The following is a 12,268-nucleotide window of genomic DNA, read 5'->3' on the forward strand; positions in this document are numbered from 1 at the left end:
ATTCTGTTGACAACGTTGTCCAGGGCCTATGCTCGACGCCACAGCCTCCGTCCGCCCCCGCGGCGCCCCCAGTCGGGCCCCGCCCGGCCCGGCCGGAGCACCCGCAGCCCCGCCCGTATCCGACGACAGGACAGCGCACGTGGACCGGACCGCCCGTCATTCCGAGACCCGCTACGGCAACCGGCCGACCATGAAGGACGTGGCGGCCCGGGCCGGAGTCGGCCTGAAGACGGTCTCCCGGGTGGTGAACAGCGAGCCCGGCGTCACGCCCGACACCGAACGGCGCGTGCAGGAGGCGATCGACGCGCTCGGCTTCCGCCGCAACGACAGCGCCCGCGTGCTGCGCAAGGGCCGTACGGCATCCATCGGACTGGTCCTGGAGGATCTGGCGGACCCGTTCTACGGTCCGCTGAGCCGCGCGGTGGAGGAGGTCGCCCGCGCGCACGGCGCACTGCTGATCAACGGTTCCAGCGCCGAGGATCCGGAGCGGGAGCAGGAGCTGGTGCTGGCGCTGTGCGCCCGCCGCGTGGACGGTCTGATCGTGATCCCGGCGGGCGACGACCACCGCTATCTGGAGCCGGAGATCAAGGCGGGCATCGCCACGGTCTTCGTGGACCGCCCGGCGGGCCATGTGGACGTCGACATGGTGCTCTCCGACAGCTTCGGCGGGGCCCGGGAGGGCGTGGCGCACCTCATCGCGCACGGTCACCGCAGGATCGGCTTCATCGGCGACCAGCCGCGGATCCATACGGCCACCGAGCGACTGCGCGGCTATCACACCGCCATGCGGGAGGCGGGCATCACCGTCGAGGACGACTGGGTCTCCCTCGGCTCCACCGAGCCGGAGCGGGTGCGGGCCGCCGTCGAGGGGATGCTCACCGGGCCCGAGCCGGTCACCGCCCTGTTCGCGGGCAACAACCGGGTGACGGTGACGGCGGTCCGGGTGATCGCGGAGCGCGAACGGCCGGTGGCACTGGTCGGGTTCGACGACATCGAGCTGGCCGATCTGCTCGGCATCACCGTGATCTCGCAGGACGCGGCGGCGGTCGGCAGGACCGCGGCCGAGCATCTGTTCCGCCGCCTCGACGGGGCGGACCACGCCACGGCACGGGTGGAGCTGCCGACGACGCTGATCCCGCGCGGCTCGGGCGAACTGCCCCCCGCCTGAGGCCCGTCGGATCCCGCCCGAGGCCCGTCGGATCCCGTCGGACCACGGCGGATTCGGTCAGACCCCGGCGCCGGCCGGCCGGAACTCCCGGGTCAGCAGGGCCAGCAGCTGTGCGGGGGCGTCCTCCTGCACGGTGTGGCCCGCGCCCTCGATCCAGTGCAGTTCGGAGTGCGGGATCAGGGCGTGCAACTGCTCGGCGAAGGGCGCCGGCAGGAACCGGTCCTCGCGGCCCCAGATGATCCGGGTCGGCACCGGCACGGTCCCCAGCAGATGCTGGAACGCGTCGGTGTCGGCCTGTTCGGCCTGCCGGTACTGGCGGTAGTACGCGGCCCGGCCGCGCTCGCCGCGCCAGGGGTCGACATGGGCGGCCAGCACGTCGGGCCGGTAGCCGGTGTGGGTGGCGTGGCGCAGATGGCTCTCGACCAGCGCTTCGTGGGCGTAGCCGGGGAGTTGCTCGAAGAGCTGTGCGTTCTCCCGGATGAGCCGGAAGAGTCCGGTGCCCCACTCCCCGCAGGCCACCGCGTCCACCAGGGTGAGGTCCGCGTACCGCGCCCCCTCCAGGAGCAGTGCCCGCAGGGCCACGGTCCCTCCGATGTCGTGGGCGACGACGCGTGGGCGCTCCAGCCCCCAGTGCTCCAGGAGCCGGGTGAACACCTTGGCCTGCGCCGCCGGGCCGACGTCCTGCCCGTCGCGCTGTTCCGACTGCCCGAACCCGAGCAGGTCGAAGAGGTGGACGCGGTGGTCACGGGCGAGCGCCGGTGCGATGTCGCGCCAGATGAGCGAGGAGAACGGGGTGCCGTGCAGCAGGACAAGCGGCTCCCCCTCCCCCAGGACGTCCCAGCGCACCACCCCGTCCGGAGTCTCGAACGTCCTGGTCAGCTGCCCGTTCATGGTGTGCCTCCTGAGCTGCGGGTGGGAGGGGCCGGAACCCCGCCGGACTTTCGACGTTACCAGCAAAGGTACATTGTCGGTAACGTTGATAAAGTAGTGATCATGCGAAGGAACCCTGCACCCGCGGAGCTCGAACTCGTCGAGGAGTTCTGCAACACCGCCACCCACCTCCACGGCGAGGACGACCTCGCCCAGCCGGAGACGGCGGCCCGGTGGCTCGGTGCGCACGGTTTCCCGGCCCTGAGCGATCCCGGAGACCTGCCGTCGCTCGCGGAGGCCCGGGAGACCGTGCGGGCCTTCCTGGTCGAGCGGACGTCGCCGGATGCGGTCGACGCCCTCAACCGGCTCGTCGCCGCGGTCGCGGGCGCTCCGGCCGTGCGCCCCGACGGCGCCCTCACCCTGCGGCCGGCCTCCGGCGGGGCGGTTGCGGAGGTGGTGCGCCCGGTGCTCGAAGCCCTCCTGTTCCACGGCCTGACCGGGCGTCACGCCACGCGCCTCAAGGCCTGCGCGGCTCCGGAGTGCCGCTGGGTCTTCTACGACCGGGCACCGTCGTCGAACGGCCTGTGGTGCGACATGGACGTGTGCGGTGCGCGGCACAAGATGCGCGCCTACCGAGCCCGTGGCGGCACGGCCGCCCGCCGCGACGTCTGAGGGCCTCGCGGGGTACGACGGAGACGTCCGGGGCCGTTGGGGTGGCCGCCCGGCCCGCCGGGGCGTGGTGCCGCCGGATCGGCGGGGGCGATTCCTAACGTCGGCTGGCGGCGCCCGAGAGGGCGTGTCCGGCGGATCAGGGCCGGACAACGCCGCGCCCCCAACCACGACCCGCCGGACACGACGCCCCGGGCCCGTACGGCAGCGGCAGCATGTCCAGAACAGGTGCGTACCTCATGAGCCATCGCGTAACAGCCCCGTCGGCGTCCAGGTCTCCCGGCGGGCCGGGGGCGGACGCCCCGAAGCCGGTCCGCGGGCGGCCGCGTTGGCGGCTCCCGGTGCTGGCGGCGGCGCTGCTGCTGTGCGCGACGCCGATCGCCTCCGCCGCGCCCGGGACGGCGGACGGGCACCCTCCGGCGCACGGTGCGGCGCCCCTGTACATCTCCGACTACACCGACAACACCGTGCTGCGACTGCCGCCCGGCGGCGGCGATCCGGTCACGGTCCCGGCCGACGGCCTGACCCGCCCGACCGGGATGGCGCTGGACGCCTCGGGGGACCTCTACATCGCCGACACGGGCAACAACCGGGTCGTACGGGTGCCGGGGGAAGGAGGTCCGCAGGTCACCGTGGACACCACCGGCCTCTCCCGCCCCATCGGGCTGGCCCTGAAGGCGAACGGCGACCTCTACATCGCCGACAGCTTCAACGACCGCGTGGTGATGGTGCCCGCCGACGGCAGCGGCCAGGTCACCGTCCCCACCAGCGGGCTGCTCCATCCCAACGGGCTGGCCCTGGACGGCGCGGGGAACCTCTTCGTGGCGGACTTCGTCAACGACCGGGTGGTGAAGGTCCCCGCCGACGGCGGCCCGCAGACGACCGTGCCCGCCACCGGGCTCTCCCAGCCGACCGGCCTCGCCTTCGACCGACGAGGAGACCTCTTCGTCTCCGACAGCGGCAACGACCGGGTGGTGGAGCTGCCGGCGGGCGGCGGTCCGCAGCGGACCGTTCCGGCGACCGGGCTCAACTCCCCGTACGGCCTGGCCTTCGACCCGGCGGGCGCGCTGTACATCGCGGACTTCAACAACGACCGCGTGGTGAAGCTGCCGGTACGCGGCGGCCAGCGCACGCTGCCCGTCGCCGGCCTGCACACCCCGGCGGGACTGGCCGTTCCGCCGGGGCGCGACGCCTACTGACGCGGCCCTACGGGGCGGTGACCGTCAGGTCTCCCCGGCGCGGCGAGGCGAAGGCGTCCAGGTCCGCCCGGGTCAGGCCGGTCAGCCGGGCGACCTCGGCGGTGTCCAGCGCGCCGCAGTCGATGCCGCGCAGCAGGTAGCCGCTGAGCGCCTTGGCGGTGGCGGGCTCGTCCATGACGTCGCCGCCCGCCTTGGCCACGTAGGCGGCGAGCCGGGCGGCGGCCGGCTCCAGGCCCTCGCGGTAGAAGGCGTAGACGGCCGCGTAGCGGGTCGGCAGGTGGCCGGGGTGCATGTCCCAGCCCTGGTAGTAGGCGCGGGCCAGAGCGCGGCGGGTGAGGCCGTAGTGGAGCCGCCAGGCCTCGTGGACCTGCTCGGTCGGGCCGACGGGCAGGACGTTGGTCGAGCCGTCGGAGACGCGTACGCCGGTGCCCGCGGCGGCGACCTGCATGACGGCCTTGGCGTGGTCGGCGGCCGGGTGGTCGCTGGCCTGGTAGGCGGCGCTGACGCCGACGCAGGCGCTGTAGTCGAAGGTGCCGTAGTGCAGTCCGGTGGCCCGGCCCTGGGCAGCGTCGATCATGCGGGCGACGGCGGCGGTCCCGTCGGCGGCGAGGATGGACTGGCTGGTCTCGATCTGGATCTCGAAGCCGATGCGTCCGGCGTCCAGGCCGTGGGCCTTCTCGAAGGCTTCGAGGAGCTGGACGAAGGCGGTGACCTGCTCGGGGTATGTGACCTTCGGCAGGGTCAGCACGAGCCCTTCGGGGAGCCCGCCCGCCTCGATGAGGCCGGTGAGGAAGACGTCCGTGGTGCGGATGCCCCGGTCGCGTACGCCCGCCTCCATGCACTTCATCCGGATGCCCATGTACGGGGCCGCCGTGCCGTTCGCGTACGCCTCCGAGACCAGACGGGCGGCACGGGCGGCGGCCTCGTCCTCCTCGGCGTCCGGGCGGGGGCCGTAACCGTCCTCGAAGTCGATGCGCAGGTCCTCCACGGGCTCGCGCTCCAGCTTGGCGCGTACGCGGTCGTGGACCGGCCCGGCCAGTTCCTCGGGGATGCCGAGGACGGCGGCGAACGCGGCGGCGTCGGGGGCGTGTTCGTCGAGGGCGGCCAGCGCCTGGTCACCCCAGGAGCGCAGGGTGCCGGGCTCGACGACGTCACCGGGTACGTAGACGGTGTGCACGGGCTGGCGGGTGCCGGGATCGCCCGGGTAGCGACGGGCGAGCTCCGCGTCGACCGCCGTGAGGGAGGCGCTGATCTCCTCGCTGACCGCACCGGCGAGGCTCGTTGCCACCTTCTCCTGCTGACCCATGACCGTACCCTCCACGCTCTCGCTGTTTCCGCTTCCCGGAATCAACAATCCGTATAGTGAAGTTATAAGGCCGCTCGACCTGCGTCAATGGTCGCCCGGAACGGCCCTGGGCCGCACAGTGGGTTCACCGTGCGGCCCAGGACGGGGTGGTACGAGTGATCAGCCCTTGCGGGTGTTGATCTCTTCGGTGAGCTGGGGAACGACGGCGAAGAGGTCACCGACGACGCCGTAGTCGACGAGTTCGAAGATCGGGGCCTCGGCGTCCTTGTTGATCGCGACGATCGTCTTCGAGGTCTGCATACCCGCCCGGTGCTGGATCGCCCCCGAGATACCCGAAGCGATGTACAGCTGCGGCGAGACCGACTTACCCGTCTGCCCGACCTGCGAGGTGTGCGGATACCAGCCCGCGTCCACCGCCGCACGCGACGCACCCACCGCCGCACCCAGGGAGTCCGCGAGCGCCTCGATCACGGGGAAGTTCTCCGCCCCGTTGACCCCACGCCCACCCGAGACCACGATCGCCGCCTCGGTCAGCTCCGGACGACCCGTCGACTCACGCGCCGTGCGCGCGGTCACCTTCGTGCCCGTCGCCCCCTCACCGAACGACACCGACAAGGTCTCGACAGTACCGGCGGCAGCAGCGGGCTCCACGGGGGCGGAGTTCGGCTTGACAGTGATCACCGGTACACCCCTGGAGACCCGGGACTTCGTGGTGTACGAAGCGGCGAACGCGGCCTGCGTCGCCACGACACCCTCCCCACCGGCCTCCAGATCGGTGGCGTCGGTGATGATCCCCGACCCGACCCGCAGCGCGAGACGCGCGGCGATCTCCTTGCCCTCCGCGGAGGACACCACCAAAACCGCCACCGGCGAGACCGCCTCGAACGCGGCCTGCAGCGCATCGACCTTCGGAACCACCAGATAGTCCGCGAACTCCGACGCCTCCGAGACCAGCACCTTCACCGCACCGTGCTCACCCAGCACACCAGCGGTCGCCTGAGCACCCGCACCCAGCGCCACCGCGACCGGGTCACCGATCCGACGCGCCAGCGTCAGCAACTCCAGCGTGGGCTTACGGACCGCACCGTCCACATGATCGACCAGAACAAGAACTTCAGCCATGACAACGCACTCCAGACGAGAAGAAACGAGAGAGGGAGGGAGAGGGTGGAGAGGGGCCTAGATGAACTTCTGGCCCGCGAGGAACTCGGCGAGCTGCTTGCCGCCCTCACCCTCGTCCTTCACGATCGTGCCCGCCGTACGCGCCGGACGCTCCGTCGCCGAATCGACCGCGGTCCACGCACCCGCCAGACCCACCTCGTCCGCCTCCAGACCCAGATCCTCCAGATCCAGCGACTCCACCGGCTTCTTCTTCGCCGCCATGATCCCCTTGAACGACGGGTAGCGCGCCTCACCCGACTGGTCGGTCACCGACACCACCGCCGGCAACGACGCCTCCAACTGCTCCGAGGCGGTGTCACCATCACGACGCCCCGTCACCACACCCTCCGCGACCGCAACCTCGGACAGCAGCGTCACCTGCGGCACACCCAGACGCTCCGCCAGCAGCGCCGGCAGCACACCCATCACACCGTCCGTGGACGCCATACCGCAGATCACCAGGTCATAGCCGGTCTTCTCGACCGCCTTCGCCAGCACCAGCGACGTACCGATCACATCCGTGCCGTGCAGATCGTCATCCTCGACGTGAACCGCCTTGTCCGCACCCATCGACAACGCCTTGCGCAACGCGTCCTTGGCATCCTCCGGACCCACCGTCACCACGGTGATCTCCGCATCATCAGCCTCGTCAGCGATCTGCAACGCCTGCTCGACCGCGTACTCGTCCAGCTCCGACAACAGACCGTCGACATCCTCACGGTCCAGCGTCAGGTCATCGGCGAAATGCCGGTCACCGGTCGCGTCGGGCACGTACTTCACACAGACAACGATCCTCAAGCTCACGCCGGCTCTCCTACTGCATCGTCATTTCTGGGCTGCCTTGTTGCACGCAGCATAGGCGCCTTGTCGGGCCGAATCCGGTCAGGACGACCGAGGCTCCGCACCCGATATTACTCGCCAGTACACCCAGTCTCTTACCCGTGAGCAAGCGCTGTGCACTGTGACCTTGCCGACCCGGCGGGCCTGTGCGTGCGTGACGTCAGTCTCGCAGAGCCGTGAAGCGTCCCTGGTGGTAGACCAGCGGGCGATCGGCTCCGGCGGGCGCTCCGGCCACGACCTCGGCGATGACGATGCGGTGATCCCCGGCCGGGACCCGGGACACGACGCGGCAGACCAGCCAGGCGGACACGCCGGCGAGCAGGGGAACGCCTTCGGGGCCGCTGCTCCAGTCGGTCGACGGGCCGAAGCGGTCGGCCCCGCTGCGGGCGAAGGTCGTGGCCAGTTCCTGCTGGTGCTCGTTGAGTATGTGGACGCCGACGTACTCGGCCCCGGAGAGCACGGGCCAGCTGGAGGACGACGTACCGATGCCGAAGGAGATCAGCGGGGGTTCGGCGGCCACGGAGGTCAGCGAGGTGGCGGTGAAGCCGACCGGGCGCTCCCCCTGGGCCGTGATCACGGCCACTCCGGCGGCATGGCGGCGGAAGACGGAGCGGAAGAGTTCGGGCGTGGCGACCGTCGGGGCGGGGGCGAGATCGGGCGTTGCCGTCATGGACGTGTCCTTCTGCGGGAGTGGCGTACAGGTCCGTGGGTGCTCAGACACCCGGACAGCGCGCACTCGCGTGGCGTGCGAGATCCACATGGACCCGGCCGTAAAGAAGGAGTTCTGGCGGCATAACGTCAGACTGACGATGCGTGGTGGGCGCAGTCAAGTGTGTTCCGGAATGTGGGAGATGCGTCACGGTCCGTCATATGGCGTGCCCCAGCGCCGCGACGACGTCGACCGTGCGGGGCTGACCGGTTGCCCGGCGGACCACCTCGCCCCCGGCGTCGAGCACCAGGACGGTCGGTGTTCTCGTGATGGCCAGCTGCCGCACCAGGTCGAGGTGGGCCTCGGCGTCGACCTCGATATGGGCGACGCCGTCGACCATCCCGGCCACCTCGTGGAGCGTGCGGCGGGTGGCCCGGCACGGCTGGCAGAAGGCGCTGGAGAACTGGACGAGCGTCGCGCGTTCCCCCAGTTCCGCGCCGAGTTGGGCTGCGTCGAGCCGCTCTCCGTGTGTGCCGCGGTCCACCTGGTGCCTCCTGGTCAGAGCTCTTCGTAAGGGGTCAGCACCGGCCGCCGCCCGGACATTCCCGCAGCTCCCGGCGGACGCGCACGTGACGAGAATCTCGCGCCCCGAGTCCGCCGGGACTGGCCAGCGGCTCCCTCATGGGGCACCATCGCCACAATGCCGAAAACCTACGGCTGCGTAACTTCCGCCGGGAGAACCCTCCCCAGGCACTGAAGAAGGGTCTTCCCCAGATGGCAGAACTCGTCTATCGACCGGTCATCGGCGCCGCTCGCACCATGTTCAAGGCGCTCGACCTGAAGATCGACACTCAGGGTTCGGAGCACATCCCGAAGACCGGTGGTGCGGTGCTGGTCAGCAATCACATCAGCTATCTCGACTTCATCTTCACCGGCCTGGGCGCCCTGCCGCAGAAGCGGCTCGTCCGGTTCATGGCGAAGGAGTCGGTCTTCCGGCACAAGATCTCCGGGCCTCTGATGCGGGGAATGAAGCACATCCCGGTCGACCGCAATCAGGGCGAGGACGCGTACGCCCACGCGCTGCAGTCGCTGCGCTCCGGTGAGATCGTCGGCGTCTTCCCCGAGGCCACCATCTCGCAGTCCTTCACGCTGAAGAGCTTCAAGTCGGGCGCCGCGCGCCTCGCCCAGGAGGCCGGGGTCCCGCTGATCCCGATGGCGCTCTGGGGCACGCAGCGAATCTGGACCAAGGGGCGGCCGCGCAACTTCAAGCGCAGCCACATCCCGGTCACCATCCGCGTCGGCGAGCCCGTGGAGGCGCCCGCCGACCAGTACGCCGGTGCGATCACCCGGCGGCTGCGGGAGCGGGTGCAGGAGCTGCTGGAGGCGGCGCAGCGGGCCTACCCGGTGCGCCCGAAGGACGCGAGCGACACCTGGTGGGTGCCGGCCCATCTCGGCGGTACGGCCCCGACCGCCGCCGAGGTGCGCGAACTCGGCTGACGGCCGCCCCTCGTCGGGGCGGCGTCACCTCACCGCGGTGCGTGGACGGTGATCCGCGCGCCGGGACTCAGCTGCTCGAGCGACGCGGCGAGTTCGGCGCCCGCGGCGTCGAGCTCGCCGTTCGTCATGGGCGCGAGGCCCTCCAGCAGGAAGAGGGCGCTGACCGACTCCTCGGTGAGCCGGGTGCGTACGCCCTGGCGCCAGTTCCAGCGGCGGCAGGTGACGCCCTCGTCGTCGCACCAGACGACCTCGCCGGGCTCGGGGTGCTCGATGATCTCCTCGCCGCCGGCGACGGTGGGGAACGGTTCGTCGCCCGTCGCGCGGATCAGCCGCATGCCGCCCTTGATGTGGTCGGTGTCCTCGCCGCCGACCGGGACGAGGTGGGCGACGCTGATCGCGTTGTAGGCGTCGACCAGGAGGTTGATGCGGGGCAGGCCGCCGTCGGCGAGGGCGCGCCGGGCGAGCGCCTCGGCGGAGTTGCGGGTGCGGGAGGGCTTGGCCCCGAACGCCGTGTAGACCTCGCGCCAGGCCGCGATGCGGGGGTCCTCGTGCGGGGCGCGGCCGTCCAGGCGCTCGGCGAGCCGGCGGGCGGCGTCGCCCAGCAGGGCGGCGCTACGGGCGTCGCTGGGGCCGTTGACCAGTCCGTGCGCCTCGACGGCGAGGTGGGTGAAGCCCGGTGCGATCGTGCGCACCTCGTCGGACACGGTGAGGGTGAGCGTCATCGTCTGCCTTACTGCCTTGCTGGGTGCGGTGGCTCGGTGCGGTGGTTGCGGGCGCCGGACGGCCTCAGAGGTCCGCGGGGAGGGTCCGCCAGAGCTCCGAGCGGTCCCGGGCGCCCTTCAGCGCATGGAGAATCACCTCGGATGGTGCAGCACAGACTACCGGACAGTCGATTTCATTGAACTGTTCGCGCACCACCCACGCGAGCTGCCCCTTCTCCGTCGAGAACTGCGCGTCGATGTCCGGGGAGTGCTGCGTCAGCTCCATGATCGAAGAGCGTACGAAGCGGCCGACCGGAAGTCCATCGATTTCCGGTCGGCCGCATAGTCATGCAGGGATCGCGTTACCGCGCCATCTCTTCCTTCAGCGCCTGGAGGAAGGCGTCGACGTCGTCCTCGCCGGTGTCGAACGCGCACATCCAGCGGACGTCGCCGGCCGCCTCGTCCCAGAAGTAGAAGCGGAAGCGCTGCTGGAGCCGCTCGCTGACCGCGTGCGGCAGCCGGGCGAACACGGCGTTGGCCTGGACGGGGTAGAGGATCTCCACCCCGTCGATCGCCCGGACGCCCTCGGCGAGCCGCTGGGCCATGGCGTTGGCGTGGCGGGCGTTGCGCAGCCACAGGTCCTTGGCGAGCAGCGCCTCCAGCTGGACGGAGACGAAGCGCATCTTGGAGGCGAGCTGCATGGAGAGCTTGCGCAGATGCTTCATCGCCCGGACCGCGTCCGGGTTCAGCACGACGACGGCCTCGCCGAAGAGCGCGCCGTTCTTCGTGCCGCCGAAGGACAGCACATCGACACCGACCGTGTTGGTGAACGTCCGCATCGGCACGTCCAGCGAGGCGGCGGCGTTGGCTATCCGCGCCCCGTCGAGGTGCACCTTCATGCCGCGCTCGTGGGCGTGGTCGCAGATGGCGCGGATCTCGTCGGGGGTGTAGACGGTGCCCAGCTCGGTGTTCTGGGTGATCGAGACGACCTGCGGCATGGCCCGGTGCTCGTCGTCCCAGCCGTACGCCTGCCGGTCGATGAGCTCGGGGGTGAGCTTGCCGTCCGGGGTGGGCACGGTGAGGAGCTTCAGCCCGCCCATCCGCTCGGGCGCGCCGCCCTCGTCCACGTTGATGTGCGCGGACTCGGCGCAGATGACGGCGCCCCAGCGGTCGGTGAGCGCCTGGAGGGCGACCACGTTGGCCCCGGTGCCGTTGAAGACCGGGAACGCCTCGGCGGTGGAGCCGAAGTGGCTGTGCATGATCCGCTGGAGGTGGCCGGTGTAGTCGTCCTCGCCGTAGGCGACCTGGTGGCCGCCGTTGGCGAGGGCGAGGGCGGCGAGGACCTCCGGGTGCGCTCCGGCGTAGTTGTCACTGGCGAAGCCGCGTACCTGCGGATCGTGGTGCCGTCGTGCGTCGGTCCTCACGGTTGCGGGGTCAGCCACAGGCGCTTTCCGTTCACTTCGGTGGCGGGCTCGTCCCAGACGCCGGCGATGGCCCGGGCCAGCTCCGTGACGTCGGTGAAGCCCGCGAATTTCGCATTCGGGCGCTCGGCGCGCATGGCGTCGTTCACCAGTGCCTTGACCACCAGGATCGCAGCAGCCGCCGCGGGCCCGTCCTCGCCCCCCGCCTTGCGGAAGGCGTCACCGAGCGCGAGCGTCCACGCCTCGGCGGCGGCCTTGGCGGAGGAGTAGGCGGCGTTGCCCGCGGTGGGCTTGCTGGCCCCGGCGGCGCTGATCAGGAGATAGCGGCCCCGGTCGCTGCGCTGGAGGGCCTCCTGGAAGGCCAGCGTGGTCGACTGGACGGTACGGATGAGCAGCTTCTCCAGGGCGTCCCAGTCGGACAGGACGGTCTCCTGGAACGACTTGCTGCCGCGCCAGCCGCCGACGAGGTGGACCAGGCCGTCGATGCGGCCGAACTCCGCCTCGGTGCGCTTGGCCCAGTCCCGGGTGGCGTCGAGGTCGAGCAGGTCGACGGTCTCACCGGTGACGGTCGCGCCCCCGTGGGCGTACCGGGCGGCGTCCACCGCCTCGGCGAGCCGTTCGGGGTTGGCGTCGCATCCGACAACCGTGGCGCCCGCCTCGGCGAGCCGCAGCAGCGTCGCGCGGCCCGCGGGGCCGGCCGCTCCGGCGACCGCGACCACGGCTCCTTCGAGCACACCGGTCCCCTCGCCCGTGCCGTTTCCGTTCATGGCCACCGCCTCCTCGGGAG

Annotated in this window: 14 protein-coding genes; 4 read left to right on the forward strand and 10 right to left on the reverse strand. The window is 71.3% G+C overall.

Annotated features, from left to right (window positions below; genetic code table 11):
- The first annotated feature begins 139 nt into the window (after positions 1-139).
- On the forward strand, positions 140-1,168 hold the full coding sequence (locus tag ACSMXR_RS02160) for a LacI family DNA-binding transcriptional regulator (RefSeq protein WP_137235598.1): 1,029 nt from the start codon (positions 140-142) through the stop codon (positions 1,166-1,168).
- A gap of 57 nt (positions 1,169-1,225) precedes the next feature.
- On the opposite strand, the gene ACSMXR_RS02165 is transcribed toward ACSMXR_RS02160, so the two are convergent.
- Positions 1,226-2,059 (reverse strand): alpha/beta fold hydrolase, encoded by an 834-nt coding sequence (locus ACSMXR_RS02165; RefSeq protein ID WP_473171095.1) that lies wholly within the window; start codon positions 2,057-2,059, stop codon positions 1,226-1,228.
- A gap of 102 nt (positions 2,060-2,161) precedes the next feature.
- On the opposite strand from ACSMXR_RS02165, the gene ACSMXR_RS02170 reads away from it, so the two are divergent.
- Both ACSMXR_RS02170 and ACSMXR_RS02175 read left to right on the forward strand, forming a co-directional pair.
- Entirely contained in the window at positions 2,162-2,710 is a 549-nt protein-coding gene (locus tag ACSMXR_RS02170) for a CGNR zinc finger domain-containing protein (protein ID WP_473171096.1), read from the forward strand.
- A 341-nt stretch (positions 2,711-3,051) separates the two neighbouring features.
- Positions 3,052-3,906 carry an NHL repeat-containing protein gene (locus tag ACSMXR_RS02175; RefSeq protein ID WP_473172331.1) on the forward strand — a complete coding sequence of 285 codons (855 nt, stop codon included), beginning with the start codon at positions 3,052-3,054 and terminating at the stop codon, positions 3,904-3,906.
- Positions 3,907-3,913: 7 nt separating this feature from the next.
- On the opposite strand, the gene ACSMXR_RS02180 is transcribed toward ACSMXR_RS02175, so the two are convergent.
- The 5 genes from ACSMXR_RS02180 to ACSMXR_RS02200 form a co-directional block, all read right to left on the reverse strand.
- Positions 3,914-5,212 (reverse strand): DUF6986 family protein, encoded by a 1,299-nt coding sequence (locus ACSMXR_RS02180; protein ID WP_473171097.1) that lies wholly within the window; start codon positions 5,210-5,212, stop codon positions 3,914-3,916.
- 159 nt (positions 5,213-5,371) lie between these two features.
- The gene (locus ACSMXR_RS02185) at positions 5,372-6,334 is read right to left on the reverse strand and encodes an electron transfer flavoprotein subunit alpha/FixB family protein (protein ID WP_473171098.1); all 963 of its coding nucleotides are present in this window, start codon (positions 6,332-6,334) and stop codon (positions 5,372-5,374) included.
- Positions 6,335-6,391: 57 nt separating this feature from the next.
- Entirely contained in the window at positions 6,392-7,177 is a 786-nt protein-coding gene (locus ACSMXR_RS02190) for an electron transfer flavoprotein subunit beta/FixA family protein (protein WP_218527037.1), read from the reverse strand.
- A 196-nt stretch (positions 7,178-7,373) separates the two neighbouring features.
- Positions 7,374-7,883 (reverse strand): flavin reductase family protein, encoded by a 510-nt coding sequence (locus tag ACSMXR_RS02195; protein ID WP_381855565.1) that lies wholly within the window; start codon positions 7,881-7,883, stop codon positions 7,374-7,376.
- A 196-nt stretch (positions 7,884-8,079) separates the two neighbouring features.
- Positions 8,080-8,406: a thioredoxin family protein gene (locus tag ACSMXR_RS02200; protein ID WP_218527035.1), complete on the reverse strand. Its 327-nt coding sequence runs from the start codon at positions 8,404-8,406 to the stop codon at positions 8,080-8,082.
- 230 nt (positions 8,407-8,636) lie between these two features.
- On the opposite strand from ACSMXR_RS02200, the gene ACSMXR_RS02205 reads away from it, so the two are divergent.
- Positions 8,637-9,359: a lysophospholipid acyltransferase family protein gene (locus ACSMXR_RS02205; protein WP_137235745.1), complete on the forward strand. Its 723-nt coding sequence runs from the start codon at positions 8,637-8,639 to the stop codon at positions 9,357-9,359.
- Between the two features lie 29 nt (positions 9,360-9,388).
- On the opposite strand, the gene ACSMXR_RS02210 is transcribed toward ACSMXR_RS02205, so the two are convergent.
- The 4 genes from ACSMXR_RS02210 to ACSMXR_RS02225 all read right to left on the reverse strand — a co-directional run bounded on the left by ACSMXR_RS02210 (position 9,389) and on the right by ACSMXR_RS02225 (position 12,248).
- The gene (locus tag ACSMXR_RS02210; protein ID WP_473171099.1) at positions 9,389-10,081 is read right to left on the reverse strand and encodes a B3/B4 domain-containing protein; all 693 of its coding nucleotides are present in this window, start codon (positions 10,079-10,081) and stop codon (positions 9,389-9,391) included.
- Between the two features lie 64 nt (positions 10,082-10,145).
- Positions 10,146-10,346 carry a hypothetical protein gene (locus ACSMXR_RS02215; RefSeq protein ID WP_473171100.1) on the reverse strand — a complete coding sequence of 67 codons (201 nt, stop codon included), beginning with the start codon at positions 10,344-10,346 and terminating at the stop codon, positions 10,146-10,148.
- Positions 10,347-10,422: 76 nt separating this feature from the next.
- A complete protein-coding gene (locus ACSMXR_RS02220; RefSeq protein WP_179889516.1) occupies positions 10,423-11,484 on the reverse strand; it encodes a threonine aldolase family protein in 1,062 nt (353 codons plus the stop codon).
- Positions 11,481-12,248: an SDR family NAD(P)-dependent oxidoreductase gene (locus ACSMXR_RS02225; RefSeq protein ID WP_137235747.1), complete on the reverse strand. Its 768-nt coding sequence runs from the start codon at positions 12,246-12,248 to the stop codon at positions 11,481-11,483. Before ACSMXR_RS02225 ends, ACSMXR_RS02220 begins: the two co-directional genes overlap by 4 nt.
- Positions 12,249-12,268: the final 20 nt, after the last annotated feature.

This window comes from Streptomyces sp. DSM 106670 (genome assembly GCF_055792845.1).